Here is a 20623-nt window from a genome sequence, read left to right as displayed (position 1 = left end):
CGACTAACGCTGCGCAACCTGTTGGAGGTCACCAACGGTCTTGTGATCGACGCGGGTGGACACTTAAGGCGATTGGCCGACGCCGCCTGATCCGTGCGGAGTTGTCGGTGGAGGGCCGTAGCATCGGCGACTGACTGAGAAAACGGGGGACCATGAACCGGACGGTGCAGTTTTGGCGGCTGATCCAGCCCGATGGCAAACCGCTTGCCGGGCGATTCCCGTCCGCGCAAGTGCTGAACCGGTTGGCCGATGCTGAGAAGCGAGAGATGAATCGGCACCGCCACTGCAGGGATGGAATGGTACTCATCGCGCACGGTACTGCGGAGAAGGACAAACGCATCCTGATCCTGGACAAGGTGCGGCGCGAGAATCTCCCAAGTGTTGGAAACCGGACCGGAACCCGACGAGCCATCGGTTTAGCGGTCGGTGAGGGTCTGCTGGAGCCCACGTACTGCGTTTTCGCGAAGCGCAACATCGTTGCGATGCTGACCAGTGGCGACGGACCGCGGCCACGTCGATTGGTCGATTATCTGCAAAGCAAGCTAAGTATCGAGGTCGGCATCGAACCAGTTCTGACGCAGAATCTCGACGACGTGCTCAACGAGATGCGCGTCTCGGGCATTGACGTCGCTATCCCCGTCAGCCGCATCAATCGCGAGCTGGTGGGTGGCGATTGGGTGGAGGCGCTCGATGGCGCTCGGGTGCTCGCGCAAGATGGTGTGGTCAGGATCGGCATGTCAGTTGGCCGTCGCGGGAACAAGGCGCATCGAGAGGGAATTCGTCGTCGACTGGTGCAGCAGATTCAGAATCTGCGTGGGTCCGGCGCGCTGTCCGAGTTCGATAGTGCACGCGTCAAGGGAACAATCTCGGGCACCCCGCGCTCAGTTGACCTCATGGAGGACCGGTTTGTCGAGAAGACCGAGGTTGATGCCGACCGCTTGAACGATCCTGTCCGCTCGACTGCATACGCACGGGAACTCCTCATGGCGTCACTAGCGCGCAATCGTAAGTACCTGGACTCAGCCGTGGCCGATGTTCCGAATGAACGAGTTTCGTTCCCAGACACCTTCATAGAAGTGCCAGACGACGAGCGACAATGACCGAGCCTGTCATTCAATTCACGATCCGTGAGCGATTGCAGCACTTGTGGATTCGGTATCGGCGGTTGGACTTTGGAGTAGGGGCACTGCTTGTCGTTGTCTGGTTCATCGCGGGCCGGTACTGCTGGTTATCAGAAGAGTTCTGTCGGATGCCCCAGGCGCTGACTGCGGTACCTCCGGAGTCTCGCCGCGCTGTGTATCAAATTGTGGCAGCCGCTGCGGCGACGATGGGCGGCTTCACCCTCACTAGCGTCTCGATCTTGGTGAACCTTCTGAGAACACCCTTATCGACAATCGATCGGCTGTTGCCGGCGGAGGACAAGTCGCGAGTGGGTTCGGCCTTTCTCGGCGTCCTGCCATGGCTGCTAGCCCTGTTTCTTGCGGCAATGGTCTGTCTTCTTGTTGATATGAATGTGCCGCAAGGGTATTGGTGGTTACAGCTCGCCGTCGGTGGCCTTTCGGTTTCGACGTTACTTGCAATCGCTCGCGTTGTTTGGATCCTTCGCCGCCTCTTGAGCGTGTCTGCTGAGTAACCCTTTCTGCCGAATACTTGGAGGTAGGAGATGCACGGCGGCGTGTCCGGGCCGGGGCGCCTGAGTCCGCACCAACGCGGCGCGGACTCATGCAGCCACACAGCACCCAATCAGTCACGTCACCTAACCCGACGAAGCGGGGATTTACGCGACGTTTCTGATGGACCCGAGGAGCGAGATGAAGGCAGCCGCCTCACTCGTCAGCCACGCGTCGAATCCCTTGCGCCGCCGTTTCGCCGCGTGATGAATAGTCCCTCGTCGCACATCGAGCAGCGCAACCTGATGCCCGCTATCGGCGTGGGTCATCTCGATAAGCCGGATGGCAGACTGGATGCCGTCGCGGGTCAGCTCAGCCTCCTTGAAGTAGGGCCATACGAGATAGGTGTCGCCCTTCTTCCTCCACACGAACTGCGGTGAGACTCTGACATCGAGCCCATCGCAGTGCCATTCGCGTGGTTGAGAGAAGATCTCGAGGTCGTTGCCCCTACGCCAGCGAATCCACCCGCTCGCCAAGGCTTCATAGTGCTTCCGGCGCTTGGGAGTGCACTGTTCCACCGCCTGGCGCACGCGGATCTCGTCGTTGCGGTTCGCGATTCCTTCCGCGACTGCGATCCGGAACTGACGGTAGAAGTCGTGACTGGGGTCGTAGTCACCAGACTCGTTCGCAATGACGTTCTGCACAGCGGTAATTCGGCCGCTCGACATCGCCGAGGCAAACTCGACGAAACCGCCAAGGGTAATGCTCGGAATCCGCAATCCTGCCACCGCTCAGCCCTTCGGTGGATACGGGTCATTGCCCGGTGCGATGGTATTGGAATCGCGAATCTGGCCGTCGCGACCGTGGATCTGGACTTCGCCGCCGCCACTATTGCGGACGATCTCGGTAGCCCGCTGTGTGGCCTCTCGCTGGGTGTCAGTGTGGGCGCTGGCGCGGTTTGCGCGAGGCTTCTTCACGTCCCACCCGCCACCGGGACTGGGTACGACATGCCGACTGTTCGGCCCTTGACTCTTCGCCACTGGTGCTCCTTAAGCACTGTTAGACATGGTTGTACGCCGTGCATGGCGAAGTCCACGGCCGGGCAAGCGGCGGGTGGCCGCTGCTCCCGACAAGTGCCGGTGTTACCGTCAAGGCCTGCCTGCCAGAGCAGCCAAGAGGTTCCAGGCCGGGGACTTCTCATCCAGAACGACCATCGGTCTGGACCTTCTTGGATTTTAAAGCCCCCACCAGACGAGATGCGGTATGTCGGAACGACAACGATCTAGCTTCGATGGGGATAACTCCGAAATCACTCACAGGATGCTATGGAGTGACTGCAAAACGCCCAGGTCAGAGGCCTGCGCCGCAAGTTACAACAGTGTAGTTACTTGTGGACAAAGTTTGCCGAATTTGCAGCCGCTCGGCGTGTCGGGCTGAGATCTGTTGGCTTGTAGAGAAGGAACTCGCTGCCGCGACCTCCGCGAGTTTCGCCGTCGGCAGCCCCGGTCGTTCAACGAGATGTCGACGCCCCATCGTGGTCGAATACGAATGTGGCCCTGAATGCTTCACTGAATAGTCGACAGCTGGACGTGCTGCAGTGGATCAGCGATGGGTGTCCCGATGGTCGGTGGTCGGACTTCACCTTCAAAACGACGGCCATTGCTCTGGCGTCCCGCCGGCTGGTATCGGTGTCGAAGCAGGGCGGGAACTGGGGCGCGGCGATCCTGCCAGCGGGTCAGCATTATCTGGAAAAGAGTGAGTATCCCTCCGGCCACTGGTCGAAGAAGCGCAGCCGGCCGGTGGACGTCGATACTTCCCTGGAGCGTATGGCAGTCGCAAGGCTCCCAGTCGCCGGATCTCTGAACCAATCAGCGCGCTGCGGCCAGGATTCGCCGCTCGGCGGTGAGGATGTCGCGGCTGGTGTAGGTCGCGGTTCCGTGGCGGCTATAGACGCTGGAACCGTTGCTGCGACGCAATGCGACAGGCTCGCCCAACTCGGCGTCCGCGGTGCGGGCGTGCGGCACCGAGAACGCCTCCGAAAGTGCGGTGTCGGTGAGCCGTTCGACAAGCTGCGACACGCGTGCGACACCCTCGTTACGCACGACGCGGAGGGCTTCGGCGTGCACGTGATGACGCTGCCAGGTCGCGCGCGATTCGGACACTGTGGCAATCAGTGCGCCAGCCTGCGCCGCCACCCATTCGTCGGTGATCTCCGGTGTCGTGTGGCCGCGTTCTGGGGTCAGAACGTTGGCTAGCATGCGGTCTACTCCGTCGTGGCCCAGGACCTCGACGGCTTGGTGGCGCCAGGTGTCGCGCTGTTCGGCCAGCGAGCGCGGTTCGTGCTTGGCTTCGCGCAATTCCAACGTCGCTTGTTGGGCCAACGCGAGGGACTCGATGGTGGTCGGTTCGCGGCCGTGATCGTGCTGAAACGCCTTGGCCAACTCGGCGGTGCGGGCCTTGATCGCCGTGCGCCGGCTCGACCAGCGCGTCATCAATTCCGTAGACATGCCGACGATCTCGCGCACGGTTCGTTTCCCGCGTCCCCGGGAGGTCTCGGCGAAGTCCACACCGAGGCGGTCGATGGTGTGGGCTTCCATGCGGGTGTTGTACATCTCCGAGGCCGCCACGATGACCCGGTGCAGGGGTTGGCCATCCAAAGCGAGCCAGCGGCGCACCCCATTGTGATCGAGGTAAGACACCTTGTTGGAGATCGCGACATGGGTGTGCAGATCGGGGTCCCCGGCACGCGAATCGCGATGGGTGAACACCGCGGCAATGAGCCCTTCGGTGTCGACCTGGGCGACACCGTTGGTGCCAGTTCGGGTGAAGGCGGCGTTGTCTTGCAGCCACTCCAACACGTCGGCCACCGCGGCCTCGTGCGCAGCTTCGATTTGTTCGGAAACCTCGGGCGGGGCGATCGCCCATAATGCCGAAATCGACTTCACCGGAGAGAACGTCAAGTCGTAGCCGGCCACCACTGTGGTGCGGGCCCGGGTGGCGCGTGCGATGAACCCGGACAGCTCCCGCGCATCGGCTGGTGCGCGGTCGAATTGCTCGGCGAACATCTCCCGGGCGATACGGGTGCGGATGCCTGCCCGCACGTCATCATCAATAGTCGCCGTGCCCGGTAGCCCGGCGGCGATGTTGTGCGCGCGGAACGCTTTCCGGACACGACGGGTGAACTCCGAGGACTCGTCACGCACCGCGTACTTGCGGCCCAACTGGGTGGCCGCGATGGAGGGGCGAACATTCAATCGCGGGGACAGATGGTCAGAAATCTTGTCGGCGTTGGGGTGCAAACCCAGCCCAAACAGGGCCTTCATTTGCTCCTCAGTGACCACCGATCCGCCTTCGACAGCCCACACCTGTTGGCGCACGTCGTAGCTGACCTCACGGGCTCCGGTGTCGGCCAACGCGGCCAGGCCGCGACCGGTCCAACGGCCCGGTGATTCGCCCTTGGCCGAGTAGTAGTCAGCCAAGGGGGAGCGACCGCGTTCGGTGCTGTCGGCGGCCGCGACTTGCCGCACCAGGTACAGATAACCGTCCCCGGCGGTCAGCTTGTGCAGCGTCATCACCATGACGCGCACACCACCGCCCTCCGCATGCGCCCGACCGTCTCAGAATTCGCGGTGTCGAATCCACCACCAAACCAGGGACCGTTACCAAACCGTGACCTTCATGCAAGAGGTGTGTCGTGTTTCGGTCTCTGGAAACAAGGGCTGGGTGAGAGAGGAGCTGGAACGCGGCGGCGGGGGTGCGGGACGATGGAGCTGAGAGGCGTTGAGCGGTAAGCGGATTGGTCAATGGGATGACAGAGGAAGTGCCAGTGCTGAGGTGTTGTCAGTGGTGGTTGGGGCGACGGTGCTGGCGCTGCGCTCGGCGCACGGCGGCTGCGTTGAGAGTGGCGTGAACTCCGGGGCGACCCCGGGAGCCGATGAAGAGCACGTTATCGCGGCGGGTGTGCGGACCCCATCCTTCGCTGATGGTGACCGCGACCACCGACCCCGAGTTACCTGGGTCCGCCAGGACCAGGTATCTCGTACCGTTGACCTGCTGTCGCCATAGATCGAGACCTGTGCCCTGCACCCGTCGGGTTGCCGTTTGTAGACCCACTGCTGCACCGTGCCAACATCACTGCTGTCCTGCCGCTTAATGATGAGGCTCATGAACAGTGTGGGCGGTTGCGTGCGTTGAACAGCCAGCACGACAACGGAAATGGTCACGGCCGGCGCCGCCAGAACGAGCGGATCAACAGCTCACAGGTGATCGTCCGATTGGCGCGCATAAAGGTCGCGGGCCGTGCGTCTGTCGGCGTTGGCGGCTGCATGGTTGAACGTTGTTGCCAGCTGCGCGTATGCGGTGTCGAGATCATGCTCGCTCAGCGCGTCGGGCTGGGACACCGATCGGGGCTCGCCGGGGGTGGACGTCGACATCGTTCAACGATAAGCCGTGGTGGTGCCGCTGGACCCGTTTGCGGGTCAGGCGAGGGCGTGCGGTTCGGTTGGCCGCTGCGGGCAAATAGCGGCTTGCGTTGTCGCCCCGCCGTGCGACGCTATCGCCCGTGCCTCACACCTCCGAGCAGATGCGAGCCTCCTCTCCGCCTGCGAACAGTTCCGCGGCGCTGAGGCGCCGGGCGGTTACCGCAACGGTCTCGCCCTCTGCGTGATCGACTCGGTGCAGTCCACCGGCGTCAACTACACCAGCGTAGGGAAGGTGCTCGACCGCTACCGGACCTACCGCCGCGCGCAGGGCGCGGACCCGGCCGCCGACGGTGCCGCGGAGCTGTTGGCCACCTTCGACGAGTTGGCCGGCACGGAGGCGTGGGCCAGCCGGATCGGCACCCGCAATCGGACGTCCACCCGGGGTGGGATCTTGAAAGCGGAGGCGATCCGGAACGCGGCTCGTGTACTCACCGCCGACGGAATCGACACCACCGCGGCGTTGCGTGAAGCAGCCGACGATGAGGCGCGGCTCAAGCAGGTGCGGAAGGCGTGGTGCGCGGTGAAGGGCCAGCGCTCCGGGATCACCTGGCGCTACGTGCTGATGCTCGCGGGCGTCCCTGGGGTGAAGCCCGATCGGATGATCATCAGGTTCGTGGCCGACGCGCTGGAGGTACCGCGTCGCAGCGTCGGGTCAGAGTTCGCCGCCGAGATCGTGACCGCTGCGGCGCCGGAGCTCAACATGTCGGCTACGGCTCTCGATCACGCGATCTGGCGGTTCCAGCGGGGGCGGAAGTAGGCGTCCCGGCTACTCCGACGGGAGGATGCCCAGCACGTCCCACCGGTCCTTCCACGCGGAGATTCGTGAAACGGGGATGGCGTGGTGGGTACTGGCGTCGTTCTTGACGCGGTGCCCGCCGGACTTTGCGAGGTAGCTGCTATGTGCCTCGTGAATATCGTTCTCCATCCACCACTTTGGGACTACGTAGAACTCCGGATATTCCTTGCCGAGGTCCACGAGCACCCAGAACTTCGTCACGAGTTCGGGAGCCACCCCTTTCACCGCTCTCCTGGTGGTTGTCTGCCACGTGCCGGCCGTCTTCGTCTTCACTTGGATGCTGATCACGCGGTTGTGTGCGGCGTCGCTGGCCAGCAGGTCGATGTCGTGCATGTTCCCCGAGAATGTCACGGCGTAGCCACCGCGCCGGTGGATCTCGGCGGCGACGAAGTGCTCGCCGGCAGCGCCGACCTGCTGTGTGGTCAATTTCGGGCGCTTGAAGGGGCTGTCACGGCGTGACCGTATCGCCCGGCGGCGAGGATTCGTTCATTCCGCCGAAGCAGGCCCGCTCGACTACGGCACACTGAGCCCGCACCTCCGGCACCGTCGGGGACAGTTGATAGGCGTGTTGGTGACAGAATCCGGTTAGCTGGTGCCACGCGTCGATGAGCGCCGGGCCCACCGGTGTCTTGTCGAGGGACTTCAGCACGGCCAGTTTCGCCTTCGAGGTTCCGACAACTACCGGGACACCCGTCAGCTCTGCGCAGCGGGTGTCGATCAGGTATTCGACGGCCTGCCGCGCTAGGAATGCCGCCAAGCGGGCGGAGTTGCCTAACGCGGTGCGGTCCGGCGAGTCGAGGAGTTTGTCGGCCCGTGCGAGCAGTACTTCGGCGTCGCTAGTCACCGGCCCTCCACGATGTCACGAACCGTGTCACGAAGGTCCCGGATGGTGCCGCGGTCCAGCGTGGCGCCGCGGTGGGTACCCGAAGCGGAAATCTTGACGGTCGAGAATCGGTGCGTCCGATACGACTTCCAGCCGGACACGTCTCCGTCCGCGGTCCCGGTAAGGGCGAGCGCTACCCTCCGCTGGGTGGTCTTCGCGTCCTCCCACGCGGTGTCGGTCTCGTGGTACGCCGCGCCGGCCTTCGAGCGTTCACCGAAGTACCGCTGGTGGGCGGCGGCTTCGATCGCCATCCGGAATAGGCCTGGTGCGGCTTTCCGCTTGATCAGGTGGTCGATGTCGTCGTCGAGGATGAGGGCCTCGGCGTCGGCGACGTACCGGTCTGCGGGTAGATCGTTCGCCTTCACCACGACCAGCGACCCCTGCTCCCGAGTGACGTCGAGCAGCTGAGCCGGCACCGATCGTGCGCGGATCGCGGCCGGCAACCGGTCGTCGTGCGAGAACACGATCACCTGCCGCGTCTTACCGAGCTCGACGAGCACGTCGAGGAACCCCGCGATCTTGGCGGGGTCCATGGCTTGGATCGGGTCGTCGAGCACCAGAAAACGGAACGGGCTCGCGGGCGTGGTGGCCCGCGGGATGAACATGGCGAGCGCCAACGCGTGCAGCTCGCCCTGGCTCATCACCGTCAGCGCGCCGGTCGACACCCCGTCCACCGCGCCATCGACGACGACGTGGCGGCGGTTAGCCACTCCCTCAAGGGCGATGTTGCCGATATCGACATTGCTCTCATGGCGCATCCGCTCCCAGAACTCACCAGTCTGCTCCACTATCGGCGCGAGGCGCCGCTCTCGCAGCGTGCCGGCTGTTTCGCGCAAGCACTTCAACGCACGCTTAACCTGATCGACGCTGGCGTCGTCCTTGCGCGCCGCGGTCTCCAGCTCGACCCACGCGACGGTCGCACTGGCGACGGGCGCCCACGCGTCCTCCAGACTGTCCGCGCGCTCCGCGGCTTCCTTGCGCAGCGCGACCGCGGCCTCGTCGAGCTGCATGGCGGCCAGCTCGACGTGACCGGGCCGGTCGGCCAGGGTATCCGGAGCGGTGCGCGCGCTCTTAAGCGCCGCGGCGAACGGTGCCAGCGCGGCCAGGTCGACTCCCTCGACCGCAGCGACATCGGCGACCTTTCCGAAGAAGTTGTCGACTGTCGATCGGGCTTGCTTCAGTCGCTGTGCCAGAGCCTGGTGCTTGGCTGTGCTCGCTTCGGCGGCCCTCAAGCGTTCCTCGGCCGCGTTGCGCCAGGCGGTGTCGAGAGTTCCCGTCTCGCAAACCGGGCAGGCCCCGTCGCCGGTCTCGGCGTGTAGATGCAGAGCATCGCGCAGCAGCGCCGCCCGTGAGGTTAGCGCTTTCACCGCGGAGTCGGCCCCGGCGGCGTGGGCGTCGATGGCCGCGCGCAGCTCATCGGCGGCCTCGGTGGCCTTGGCCGGCGGCGGGACTTCAAGCGCCGCGATCCACCGCAGCTTCGCGATGGTGGCTGCCTGGTCGGTCGCCGTGCCTAAGGTTGTTGCCTTGATCGCCTCGAGGTCGTACGGAACGCGGGCGGTGAGCTTCTTTACCTGTTCGGCGCGAGTGTCGGCGGTCTCGCTCAGGGAGTTGCGCAGGCGGGTGCGGGCTTCGTTGGCCGTCTTCCGCGCCCCACCGAGCCGCCTCTCAGCTTCTTTCAGGCGCCCCTCGGCCGCGGCGACGTCGTTGAGCCCGAGCAGCGTGTCGAGCGCGTCGTACAACGCGGCGTGCCCTTCCTCGAAGACCCCGCCGAGCTCGTCGTACGACATCAACGGCCGGTGAGTTTTGAGTGCCTGGTCCCAGCCGAGCGCGGAAACCGTCTCCTTCTTCTGGCCCTTGATCTGCGACCAGCGTTCGGCCGCGTTCAGCTCGCAGGCTGGCGGCCAGTCCACACCGACGGTGGCGACGGTCCCGGTGCGGTCGTCGTCGGGTTCCATCGCGAAGTCAACTTTGATGGATGCTGGTTCGCCGGCGTGCAGGTTCCGCCATGACGCCTGCCAGTGCTGACCCTTCTTGGCGTCCCACCGGTAGCTGGTGCCGGTGAGCGCGTACTCGAGCGCTTCGGCGAAGCTGGACTTCCCGGATCCGTTGCGCCCGCTAATTACTGTGATCCCGCGGTAGGGGTTCACGTCCAAGGTCGCGCGCCCGCCGATGCCGCGGAACCCGGACACCGTGATGGAGCGGAGGAAGGCGCGCAAGGGCGGCGGAACGTCAGCCGTCTCGATCGTCGGCTGCTCCGGTGGCGGGGTGCCTCCGCCGAGTTGATCGGCGAACTCGTTGTCCCCCCGCATCGCCGCCGCAACGAGGTAAACGGTCTCATCGGCAACCGCCTCGTTGTCGGCCAGTAGCTCCCAGACCTCCGCCTCGACCGAACCGCCGAGCCCTGCACCGTCCACTAGCACGTCCCCCTCAGAACCGGATGTGCAGGCAGCTTCGCACATGGCTCCGACGGGTCAGGCGGAAACTGTCGGCTGTGTGAAGTGAATCGGTCAGCGTTCGGATCTCATACCGGGAGCAGCCCATCGCCCGACACACGGCAGAATCCCCCAGGTGGCAGTGTTCGGGGTGCATAACGATGCGCTAAGCACAGAGCTCATCGACGGCGGCTTCATCAGCATCGGCTGGGACCCCATCGGTGACCTACGCCAAGTCGGGCTGGCACGAGAGCAGCTGAAGGCAGCGCTCGCCGCGGCCTTCCCCGACGACAAACCAAGGGCGATCGCCGGGTGGGCGGGCATACTGCTGCGATTCGCCAGCGACATCAGCGAAGGCGACGTCATCGTGGCCCCGTACCGACCCGACAGCACGATCAACATCGGCATCGTGACCGGACCCTATGAATTTCATGCCGAGGCTCCGACCCACCGGCACCGGCGTCCGGTCCGGTGGGAGAAGCTCGGGATTTCTCGAACGGAGTTCTCCCAAGCGGCCCTGTACGAAATCGGGTCGCTGTTAACCGTATTCCGGGTCCGTAAACATGCCGACGAATTCCTTGCGCAGCTCGGTATTCGCGAGCCGGCCCAGCCCGCCAGCGGTCCCTCGACCGGTGAACCCGAGACCGAAGTGGAACTTGCGGCTGCCGATGAGCCGAGGGCCGGTCGGATCGAGCGGCACACCCGTGACTTCGTCTTGGAGCGTCTGGAATCTGCGCTGTCACATCAGGAGTTCGAAGAGTTCACCGCCGACCTGCTGCGTGCGATGGGATACGAGGCGAGAGTCACCGCGTACTCCCAGGACGGCGGTGTCGACGTGCTCGCACACCGCGACCCACTTGGTGTCGAGCCGCCGCTGATCAAAGTTCAGTGCAAACACATGACCAGCACCATTGGCGCACCCGAGGTTCAGCAGCTGATCGGCACGCAGTCGCAGAACGAGCTCAGCTTGTTCGTCACACTCGGCTCGTACTCCCGAGAGGCGGTTGCCATCGAACGGAACCGCCAGGGACTGCGCCTGATCAATGGCGAAGCACTGGTCGACCTCGTGTTACGGAACTACGACCGGCTGCCGCCCCGGTGGCGTTCGATCGTGCCCCTGCGCCAGGTGCTGGTCGTCGACGACTCCGCTGGGATCTAGGTCAGCGGTGGCCCCCATAGGAAGCCGAGGAGACCAAGCCACTCCCAACAGTCCGGTCACAGTGCGTGAAAACCGCACCCGGACGCCCCGCCGAGCGTCTGACGCTGGAACTGACGCTGTGCGCGCGGATGAACGTGACCGGGGTGGGTTAGCGGAGTTCGCCCGCTCCTCACCAACCCTGCCGCGCCTTGACCGATCCGTTTCCGCCCCGGGTAGACCGGGCGCGCGAACACCGTGATGTGCCACCCCCGCTGCATACCGTTACCTCATGAGCATCCCGAACATCGGTGGGTTGACCGCCGACCAAGCCGAGGCCTTCTTCAACCTGGCGAACAACGGCGTCCTGATTCGCATCGACGAGCGCGGGCAACGCGCCGGCGAGCTGTTCGAGTGGGGACTGCACCCGCACACCGCCGAGCTGGGAAGTGCACTCGCCGCCGACGACGCTGCCTTCGCCGAGGCGTATCCGCTCACCCTGGCCGGACCTCAGGCTGTCACCGAGCACGCCCTCTTTCCGGCGATGAGCGCCGCGGAGAGTCTGCACACTGCCGGGATTCTGGTCGCCCGCCGCAAGTCGCACCGGCAGCCGCACATCACGGAGATCCTCCAGCTGTGCCGCGTCGCTATGGAGTGCGCCGCGCTCACCATCTGGCTGCTGGGCGACCCGGACCGCACCGTGCGCCGAGACCACTGTCTCGACGAGGAGATGGAGCAGCTTGAGCAGCGCCGCCGGTACCTGGTGATTGGGGAGCAGGACGAGACCGCCCGCCCCTCCCGTTACCCGCCGCAGATGCTGGTCGAGACCGCCGAGCACCGCCGCAAGTACAACGCGATGTTCGACGCGGCGAAGGAGGCGTACACGTTCGCAGCGACGCCCTCGTTCACCAAGATGATCAGGTCCTCGGCGCAGTGGGTCGATACGCACGTGCCGGCGCACGACACCGGGGAGATCGCCAACAACGGCCTGGAGAGCAGCGCCCGGCAGTTCTACTCGTACGGGTCCAGCTTCATCCACGGCTACAAGTGGATGACGGACTACTCCCGCGGCGGGACGGTATTCCCGATGATCGCCGATGCCCTCGCCGTGACCCTGAACATGACGGAGTGCGCGGCGTGTCTGTTCGAGGCCGCGTCGAGGGCGCCAGACGGGGCGCGGCCCGAGGAGTCCCACCTTCCGGAGCGGTTCGAGCCGACGGTCGCGGCGTGGTCGGCGGAGCTGTTCAGCTCATAGCGCCAGCTACTTCCGGCGTAGTTCACCTCAGGCGGCGGGCTACCTTGTAGCGATGCGGTGGTATGAGCGCCCCGAGAATGCGGCTGCACAGCTGGCAGTCGCGCCTCAACTCGACTCCTGGGACGGCGCCGGCAACCAGAGCCAGGTGCGGCTGAGTGCCTTTCTCGCCGATGCGGAAGCAGCCACCGCCGCCTCACGAATCAGCGGCCCGTGGACGCTGCGGCTCGATGTGGGATTGGAGCCGCATCTGAACTTGCTGAACAAGCGCGACCTGGACAACTACGCTAAGCCACTCGCTTCTCGCCTTTCCGATGGACAGTTGGTGTCGGTCTGGTGCACCAAGCGCACCGGTGCGCAGTCCTACGTGCGGATCGAAGCTGCTCGCGAGGTGCTCGCTCCGCCCACCGAGGTTCTGCAGGTGACCACCACTGCATCGTGGGACGGTCCCGGAGCGAAAGAGCAGATCCGCACCGCGCTCGCTGCCGTCAAAGAGCTACCAGACGGGCCCGTCAAACTCGAACTTGCCTTCACCGTGGGGCCGAGCAGGAACTGGATCAATCTCTGGAAGCCCACCATCGATTCTTTGGGCGCCCTTCTCGGGCACGAACATCCGTTTCGCGAATGGAACCCCCGCGATGGCCGAATCACCGAACTTGGGCTGCACCTGCACGTCGACTCGATTCTCAGCTACGAGGTCATAATCGGCATCGCAGCCGAATCCACCACGACGACGGCACCGGCGTTCGCGTAGTCATCCGGGCTAACGACCTCGTTACCAGATGCACGCTCGCCCTGCACTCAGACCTCAAGTTGATGCAATAGTGCTGTGGCCCCGAATACTCCACTCAACCATCGCCAAGTCGAGGTACTGCGCTGGATCAGCGAGGGTTGTCCGGACGGGCGCTGGACAGACTTCACATATAAGACGACCGCGAACCCTGCAGTCGCGTCGACTCGTCGAAGTATCGAAGGGCGGTGGGCGGTGGATGGCGGCGGTGTTGCCCGCTGGCAGCCACTACCTCGCCACCGGCCTTTATCCGCCGGGCCACCGGAACAAGCGTCGCGGCGCACCGGTCGATCTGGATGTGGGTCAAGCAAATGTTCAGCGCTGGGAACCGCCAGCGCCCCGACCACCGACGCCGCCTCCACCACCCGACGGCCTGACGCCAACACGATAGCTTCAGGCAATCATCAACGCTGGCGGTGTGCTCGAACTCGACACTCGCAATGTCACCACTAACTACCAAAGCCTGGTTGGCATGATCAACCGGCAAAAGATGGCTCCCGACCGACAAGAGCTGATCATGATGATCGGCCGGAGTTATGCTGCCGTCGCAGCGAGCTCTGCACACTCCAACAGCGGAGGAACTCAGGCGCCGCCGCGAGTACGAGTGGAGCTACATACCCAGCTACGACACCGAACCGTTCGCCGGCCTGGCCATCACGCTGGACACCAGTAGCCGGTGGTCGTCCAAGGTCATCTGGAGCGAGAAGAAAGGCTCGAAGTTGCAAGCCCGCCTCCCTGATGTGCTCACGACGTTCGAGCGCTGGGCCGTGGTTCACGTTGAACGCAATGATGCGGAGCAGCGTACGGCGATCGCAAAGCGCGAACCGGAGCAACGCGAAGACCAATTGGCACGAGAATCGTTCGTGCAGCACAAGCTGGGTGAACGGTTCGTAGCGGACATGCAGGCGTGGGTATTGACGGACCGACTGCGGTCGTATCTCGCCGTGCAGCAGGAGCGGGCCGCGGCACTAGACGATGCAGAGTGCGCGGCAGCACAGGAGTGGCTGGGATGGTGTGAACGCTATGTGGCGCAGCATGATCCAACAGCGAAGCCAATAAGGATGCCAACGGTGAAGCCGCCCAACTGCAGCGATGTTGCCGAATTCCGAAAGCGACTCGGCTTCAGATCTTTTGGATTCTGATCAGCCGCGACCATAGTTCACGCTTCAAGAAGGCATACACGTCGAGCATTCGGCGGCCGCATGGGGCAGCACGTATAACCGTGAGGAGCCGCCGACGCGAGATCGTCCGGGGAGCGTGTGCGCTGCAGGCGCGCGAGTACGACTCGACGTCAAGTGCGCGGAGGTGTCGAAGCGACGGTGGGTCTCGAATCGTCGTCCCTTCATAGATTGTCGAGCATCGACGATGGTGCCGAGCGCACTTTCCAGTGCTACGTCGCAGCTGTCTCGAGCTCGGGCATATCGGTCCGAACTGACTGAACCCACTGTGGCTTCAGCACGGCCAGTATCTCGGCGACCCACTCGGCCGGGGTATCAGTGCGCTTCAACGTGATGTTCAGCCCACGGTAGTGCTCGGAGCCAATCAGGTTGCCGCAGGCTCGGTCAAGCGCTTCCGCGCATTCCGTGCGGGCGTGGTCGTACAACTCCGGCGGCACGGCAAGTTCTGCTTCATACTGACCACCGTCCCAATTGTCGACGAAGACAGCCTCGTAGCTCGATACGGCGACGATGGCGGTAGCGAGCTGCTCGCCTCGCGACTGCAACAGTTTCGCCATTGCATACCGGCCCTGCTCGTCGTCTCGATCGGACTCAGGCGTGGCGTCCCACATAGTTGTCCTCCATCTGGTGAAAGCTCGCGGGCAGCTAAGCACAGGACACCGACAAGTCCGCGGACTTCCAGTCGGAAGGATGTTAGACGTGTAGGTCGCGGGCCACACGCAGTCGACGCCTGGGCAGAAGCTGCAGCCCGGACTCTTTGATCAATCGACTTCTCAATGGCATGCCGATCCGTGACGTCCAGCGCGCTACGGGCGGCGCTGGTGGTGAGACGTCAGCGACTCAACTCGACATGGGCGATGATTGCCGATGATCGTCGGAGTGAGCCGATACTGTCGCATCCATGACCGACCGCATAGCCCTCATTGACAGGCTCGTTGCCAAAACCGAGGGCGTGAGGTCTGAAGCGACGATCCAGTCTGACGTTCGCATGCTCCTCCTCGACCATGAACTGGGGTTGAGCGAGGTTCAACTTGAAGCCCAGGTTGGTGACAAACACCGGCGTATTGACGTCGAGGTCGGATGCACCGTCATTGAAGTCAAAAAATCGCTCGACAATCTCTCGGCGATCACCACGGCAACCGACCAGCTCGCTGATTACGTACGCACCCGTCAGCTGGAGGTGGGCCAGCGATACGTCGGCATCCTGACTGATGGCGCGCTGTGGATCGCGTTCCACGAAATCGATGGGCTCTTGGCCGAAGCTACGCGTCATCGTGCGAAGCTAGGTGACGCGGGAGCCGCGGCATTGTTGAACTGGCTCGAAGGTGTCCTAGCCACGAAGCAGACGATCGCGCCCACTCCCGATGAGATCCGGGACAGACTTGGAGCCTCCTCGTCATCCCACGCGCTTGACTACGCCACGTTGAAAGCAATTTACAACGACCACCGCAACGAGCCAACCGTCGTGCTGAAACGCGAGCTGTGGGCGAAACTGCTCACATCCGCCCTCGGTACGCAATTTTCTAACACCGACGAGCTATTTCTAGAGCACACATTGCTGGTGAACTCGGCCGAGATCATCGCCCACCTCGTACTTGACCTTAAGGTCGTCGAGATTGCGCCCGAGACGCTACTGTCCGGCGACCTATTCATTGCTGCCGGAATATCCGGCGTGGTCGACCGAGATTTCTTCGACTGGATCATCGAAGTACCCGGTGGAAGCGGTTTCATCTCATCGCTCGCCCGACGCCTGGCTCGATTCGACTGGTCCGACGTCGAGCACGATGTACTCAAAGTTCTGTATGAGTCAGTGATCAGTCCGGAAGTCCGCAAGTCGCTGGGCGAGTACTACACCCCGGACTGGTTGGCGAACCGGGTTGTGAGCGAAGTGGTCACCGACCCGGTCAACCAGCGCGTACTCGACCCTTCGTGCGGATCTGGCACATTCGTCTTTTATGCGGTCCGACGGTTCCTAAACGCCGCTGAGCGGTCAGGCCTTCCGCTCAAAGAAGCGATGGCATTGGTTAGTTCAAGAGTAATTGGCATCGACCTGCACCCCGTTGCCGTGGCGTTAGCTCGAGTCACCTACTTGCTTGCACTAGGCAGACACCGACTTGCGAAAGAGAACCGCGGCACCCTCGCGGTTCCGATTTACCTCGGTGACTCGCTAGGCTGGAATCAGCAGCAGGAGCTCCTCACGCTTGACAACCTCACAGTCCCGACCAACGTTGGAGACCAACTCTTTTCAGCACCGCTGCTTTTTCCGAACCACCTTCTGGCAGACTCCGCCCGCTTCGATCAGATCGTGACCGATCTTGTTGAGGAGAGTGGTCGCGCGAAGGGCACCAACAAGACGCAACTCAGCGATGGCACAATCCGCCGCCTCGGACTCAAGGCCGCCGACCTGCCAGTTCTCAACGAGAACTTTATGCGATTAAAGCAACTCCATGAGGCCGAAAAAAATCACATTTGGTCCTATTATGTGCGAAATATTTCACGCCCAGCATGGCTCGCTCGCGAGGAGAACAGGGTCGACTGCTTGGTGGGGAATCCTCCATGGCTGAGTTATCGCTACATGACCAAGGAGATGCAAACCGAGTTCAAGGCCCTGTCGAAGGCGCGTCGCTTCTGGCACAAAGCATCAACAGCGACCCATCAGGATTTGGCGGGAGTATTCGTCGCGTGTGCTGTCGAGCGGTATCTTAAGACCGGCGGCCGACTCGGTTTCGTCGTGCCTAACTCGGTCATCGACCGCGATTTTTGGGCGGGCTTTCGTAGCGGTGTGTTCGACGGTGCGGGAGTACGATTCGACACCCCGTGGGATCTGAGGCGCATTAGGCCCCACATGTTCCCACGCGGCTCAGCGGTGATCTTCGGGACCCGCACACCCGACTACAGAACGATGCCGGAGCAGGCGGTTGTGTGGCGCGGTCGCGCGCCCATGCGTCACGTGGCCTCTGAGGATGCAATCGGCCTCGCCCAAGCCCTAGAGCCTCTGACGATCGCCGGCGCTGACGACGATTTGTCTCCTTACCATTTCCGATTCTCAACGGGCGCAACGCTCTTCCCTCGCACGTTCGTCAGAGTTCAGGAAGTGCAGGCGCCCCTCGGCGTACCCAGTGGCTCAGCATCTATTCGCTCACGGCGTTCATCAAACGAGAAGACACCGTGGAAAGATTTACCGGACTACTCCGGCACCGTTGAGCGCCAATTCCTTCATCCTGTGTACATGGGTGAGCATGTAGTGCCGTTCAGGACGCTCGCACCGGACACATTCGTACTCCCGCTCACGCCACGGGGCGAAGTACTCGATCTGAGCGAATCCAAGATCGATGCGTATCAAGGCCTTGCTAAATGGATGCGCAACGTCGATGACGTCTGGCGTCAAAAGAGCTCCGGGAACATGAGTTTCACCGAGCGTCTCGACTACATGGGTGATCTTACCAATCAACTGCCGGCAGGACCGATTAGGGTCGCCTACCCCTCAGCCGGTATGCACGTCCACGCTGCGATCATCAATGATCCCCGCATCGTCATCGACTACAAGCTCTACTGGTGCGCAGTGGCAACAGAATCAGAAGCGCATTACCTCACCGGTATCCTGAACGCGCCAATACTCACGGCTCTGGTGCGGCCTCTCATGTCATATGGCAAGGACGAACGCGACGTATGCAAGCAGATCTGGAAACTTCCGATTCCGGATTTCGATCCGAGTGATCACCTGCATATGGATATCAGCCAACTCTCGCAAGACCTCACAGAGCTGTTCAGTCAGCGCGAGCTAGTCTCAGACAACTACGTCCAGATTCGCCAGGACTTCCGATCTGTCGTCAAGGAATCTGAGCAAGGACGGAGGCTCGACAAGCTCGTCCGGCAGTTGCTTGGGGAACCCGACGAATCCGAAGAAGTCACGGTGCCCCAGGCAGGCCTGATCAGGTTGACAACGGGTAAGCTCGACCTTGCTGCCGACGTTGAAATCGACATCGATCTCGAACACGATAGTGACGGCCGTCCCTACCTTTGGGGATACCTCGTCACCGTCAATGGTGAATCGACCTACACCTCCATAGGGTCCGCCGATGCCGACTTCACTGATCGCGATCTCGCCGGGCAGTTCGTCGTGGCTGTAACGACCATCGCGCGCAAGGCAGTTGACGACGGCCTGACTTGCCGGATCTTTCACTATGGATCCACTGAGACAAGACTCCTCAATAAGGTGTTGAGCGGACGGCACGCAGGTCTACTTGACATCACCACCGACCTTCTGTCCGTAATTCGCCAGCACTATTTCTCCGGCATCGGGTACAGCCTCAAGCGCCTCGCACCAGAAGCTGGATTCACCTGGCGCACGCCGAGTTTGACCGGAGCCGGAACACTCGAACTTATTGAGCAAGCACGTGCTGGCGACAAGGGAGCATGGGGACAGATTGTCGAGTACAACGAGGATGACACCAGAGCACTTCACGCATTGCGCGCGCACCTCCGCTAGGCAACGGCTGCAATATCTCGCGTACGTCGTAACGTCATCGCCCACCTGCCACGTGGCCAGCGCCGAGGCGGCGCGGGTGACACTCACGGTTGGTGTCGCCGACGACCGACCAAGCAGCTCAATGGGCAGCGTGAGCGATGTGAACGGATTTGTGAACGAAACCGTGCGCAACGGAGCCGACTGCTTCGACACGGTGTGACATCCGAGACGCGGAATCGCGGCCGACCTGCACGTTAGCGACGTAGGTAGAAGGTCAGGACCGCAACCGGCCGGCTCATAACCCAGAGGTCGCAGGTTCGAATCCTGTCCCCGCTACCAGGTAAAACGGCCCCCGGAGACCACTCCGGGGGCCGTTCTCATGCGCTTCCAGACCCCGGTTGTCGACGCCTCCACGCCGACGATAGATCCCGGACCAGGGGGACCGACGGCCGCGAATGAGTGCGTCGTCGAGTGAACGACATCGGGTCTGGCTGATGACCAGGGATGAGCTCAGAGCGTCGGGAGAAGACTCCGACAGACCGCTGCGCCAGATCGGGTCGCTCGAGCCGGACATGGCACCATCTGGGGATCGCGATGGTGACGATCGCCGGTCCAGGGGCGGTACAGACGCGATCGAACAGCGACGCCCACCGACGGAGGAATGTCAATGACGGGCCAGGCGCCGCGCCTCGGGTGCGTATACCTTCCCCAAACCCCGCCCGAGCGCTTGGCGGCGATCGCGCGCATCGCTGACCAAGCCGGTCTGGCGGAGCTGTGGCTCTGGGAGGACTGCTTTCTGGCCGGCGGGATTTCCTCTGCGGCGATCGCACTGTCGAACAGCAGCAGCTTGACCGTCGGGCTGGGTGTGGCGCCGGTGCCGATGCGCAACCCGGCATTGACGGCGATGGAGATCGCCACACTGGTGCGGGCGTTTCCCGGTCGCGTCCGAGTCGGCCTCGGCCACGGCGTTCAGGACTGGATGGCGCAGATCGGTGCGAGGGTCGCCTCGCCGATGACTCTGCTGCGCGAACACCTCATCTGCATCGGGGCGCTGCTGCGGGGGGAAGCCGTCACGTTCAACGGCCGATATGTGCGGCTGCACGACGTCGCACTGGACTGGCCGCCGACTGAGGCCGCCGAACTACTGCTGGCTGCGATCGGCCCGAAAACGTTGCGCCTCAGCGGTGAACTGGCGACCGGCACCATCCTCACCCAGGGAACGTCGCCGGCGGATCTGCGAGCGGCCGTCGCGCAGGTACGGGAGGGAAACGCCGCGGGCGGACGAGGGCCGACGTCTATCGTCACCTACCTGCTCTGCACGACGGGGCCGGACGCTGCATCGCAGATGACCGCCGAGTATCGGCGGTGGGGCTTGCAGGACGATGCAGACGTGGGCGTTGTCGGCACCGCACATGACATCGCGGACGGGCTGGCGCGGTGGACCGAGGCGGGAGCGGACACCGTCGTGTTGCAGCCACCGGTCGACGCCGACATCGAGCAGTTCGTCACCTTCGTCGGCAACGAACTGACACCGCTGGTGAATCGCCGGTGGGCTGAATCGGTCAACGAAACCGGCGACAGCTGAGAGCTGGTCTGTT

At 63.2% G+C, this 20623-nt stretch carries 17 protein-coding genes; 9 read left to right on the top strand and 8 right to left on the bottom strand.

Annotated elements, in window-relative coordinates; genetic code table 11:
- The first annotated feature begins 152 nt into the window (after positions 1 to 152).
- A complete protein-coding gene (locus ACN27E_RS10695; protein WP_422748903.1) occupies positions 153 to 1100 on the top strand; it encodes an oxidoreductase in 948 nt (315 codons plus the stop codon).
- On the top strand, positions 1097 to 1633 hold the full coding sequence (locus ACN27E_RS10690) for a hypothetical protein (RefSeq protein WP_422748901.1): 537 nt from the start codon (positions 1097 to 1099) through the stop codon (positions 1631 to 1633). Before ACN27E_RS10695 ends, ACN27E_RS10690 begins: the two co-directional genes overlap by 4 nt.
- Positions 1634 to 1777: 144 nt before the next feature.
- Here ACN27E_RS10690 and ACN27E_RS10685 read toward each other — a convergent pair whose 3' ends face one another.
- The 4 genes from ACN27E_RS10685 to ACN27E_RS10670 form a co-directional block, all read right to left on the bottom strand.
- Entirely contained in the window at positions 1778 to 2398 is a 621-nt protein-coding gene (locus tag ACN27E_RS10685; RefSeq protein ID WP_422748899.1) for a hypothetical protein, read from the bottom strand.
- A 3-nt stretch (positions 2399 to 2401) separates the two neighbouring features.
- Positions 2402 to 2650 carry a DUF2188 domain-containing protein gene (locus ACN27E_RS10680; RefSeq protein WP_422748897.1) on the bottom strand — a complete coding sequence of 83 codons (249 nt, stop codon included), beginning with the start codon at positions 2648 to 2650 and terminating at the stop codon, positions 2402 to 2404.
- A gap of 828 nt (positions 2651 to 3478) precedes the next feature.
- Positions 3479 to 5188, bottom strand: coding sequence for a MobF family relaxase (gene mobF, locus ACN27E_RS10675; protein WP_422748896.1), 1710 nt, complete (start codon positions 5186 to 5188; stop codon positions 3479 to 3481).
- Between the two features lie 678 nt (positions 5189 to 5866).
- Positions 5867 to 6043 (bottom strand): hypothetical protein, encoded by a 177-nt coding sequence (locus tag ACN27E_RS10670; RefSeq protein ID WP_422748894.1) that lies wholly within the window; start codon positions 6041 to 6043, stop codon positions 5867 to 5869.
- Between the two features lie 229 nt (positions 6044 to 6272).
- Here ACN27E_RS10670 and ACN27E_RS10665 point away from each other — a divergent pair, with 229 nt between their 5' ends.
- Entirely contained in the window at positions 6273 to 6848 is a 576-nt protein-coding gene (locus ACN27E_RS10665) for a hypothetical protein (protein ID WP_422748892.1), read from the top strand.
- 9 nt (positions 6849 to 6857) lie between these two features.
- Here ACN27E_RS10665 and ACN27E_RS10660 read toward each other — a convergent pair whose 3' ends face one another.
- From ACN27E_RS10660 to ACN27E_RS10650, 3 genes are read right to left on the bottom strand one after another with little or no spacing between them, the layout of a single operon-like run.
- Positions 6858 to 7313 carry a hypothetical protein gene (locus tag ACN27E_RS10660; RefSeq protein ID WP_422748890.1) on the bottom strand — a complete coding sequence of 152 codons (456 nt, stop codon included), beginning with the start codon at positions 7311 to 7313 and terminating at the stop codon, positions 6858 to 6860.
- Positions 7314 to 7335: 22 nt separating this feature from the next.
- Positions 7336 to 7731 carry a hypothetical protein gene (locus ACN27E_RS10655; protein WP_422748889.1) on the bottom strand — a complete coding sequence of 132 codons (396 nt, stop codon included), beginning with the start codon at positions 7729 to 7731 and terminating at the stop codon, positions 7336 to 7338.
- Positions 7728 to 10184: an AAA family ATPase gene (locus tag ACN27E_RS10650; RefSeq protein ID WP_422748887.1), complete on the bottom strand. Its 2457-nt coding sequence runs from the start codon at positions 10182 to 10184 to the stop codon at positions 7728 to 7730. Before ACN27E_RS10650 ends, ACN27E_RS10655 begins: the two co-directional genes overlap by 4 nt.
- A 154-nt stretch (positions 10185 to 10338) precedes the next feature.
- On the opposite strand from ACN27E_RS10650, the gene ACN27E_RS10645 reads away from it, so the two are divergent.
- The 4 genes from ACN27E_RS10645 (at position 10339) to ACN27E_RS10630 (ending at position 14521) form a co-directional block, all read left to right on the top strand.
- Complete coding sequence (locus tag ACN27E_RS10645; RefSeq protein ID WP_422748885.1) at positions 10339 to 11361, top strand: restriction endonuclease; 1023 nt, start codon at positions 10339 to 10341, stop codon at positions 11359 to 11361.
- A gap of 268 nt (positions 11362 to 11629) precedes the next feature.
- Positions 11630 to 12592 (top strand): hypothetical protein, encoded by a 963-nt coding sequence (locus ACN27E_RS10640; RefSeq protein ID WP_422748883.1) that lies wholly within the window; start codon positions 11630 to 11632, stop codon positions 12590 to 12592.
- Positions 12593 to 12644: 52 nt separating this feature from the next.
- Positions 12645 to 13343 (top strand): hypothetical protein, encoded by a 699-nt coding sequence (locus ACN27E_RS10635; RefSeq protein WP_422748882.1) that lies wholly within the window; start codon positions 12645 to 12647, stop codon positions 13341 to 13343.
- Between the two features lie 572 nt (positions 13344 to 13915).
- Positions 13916 to 14521, top strand: coding sequence for a hypothetical protein (locus tag ACN27E_RS10630; RefSeq protein WP_422748880.1), 606 nt, complete (start codon positions 13916 to 13918; stop codon positions 14519 to 14521).
- A 248-nt stretch (positions 14522 to 14769) separates the two neighbouring features.
- Here ACN27E_RS10630 and ACN27E_RS10625 read toward each other — a convergent pair whose 3' ends face one another.
- The gene (locus ACN27E_RS10625; RefSeq protein ID WP_422748878.1) at positions 14770 to 15168 is read right to left on the bottom strand and encodes a hypothetical protein; all 399 of its coding nucleotides are present in this window, start codon (positions 15166 to 15168) and stop codon (positions 14770 to 14772) included.
- A 290-nt stretch (positions 15169 to 15458) separates the two neighbouring features.
- Here ACN27E_RS10625 and ACN27E_RS10620 point away from each other — a divergent pair, with 290 nt between their 5' ends.
- Together ACN27E_RS10620 and ACN27E_RS10615 are read left to right on the top strand one after the other, a co-directional pair.
- Positions 15459 to 19046, top strand: a complete 3588-nt coding sequence (locus ACN27E_RS10620) for an N-6 DNA methylase (protein WP_422748876.1) — start codon at positions 15459 to 15461, stop codon at positions 19044 to 19046.
- Positions 19047 to 19692: 646 nt separating this feature from the next.
- The gene (locus tag ACN27E_RS10615) at positions 19693 to 20610 is read left to right on the top strand and encodes an LLM class flavin-dependent oxidoreductase (protein ID WP_422748874.1); all 918 of its coding nucleotides are present in this window, start codon (positions 19693 to 19695) and stop codon (positions 20608 to 20610) included.
- Positions 20611 to 20623: the final 13 nt, after the last annotated feature.

It is taken from the genome of Mycobacterium sp. WMMD1722, from assembly GCF_049315205.1.
GTDB lineage: Bacteria > Actinomycetota > Actinomycetes > Mycobacteriales > Mycobacteriaceae > Mycobacterium.
This window is presented reverse-complemented; position numbering and strand designations above follow the sequence as displayed.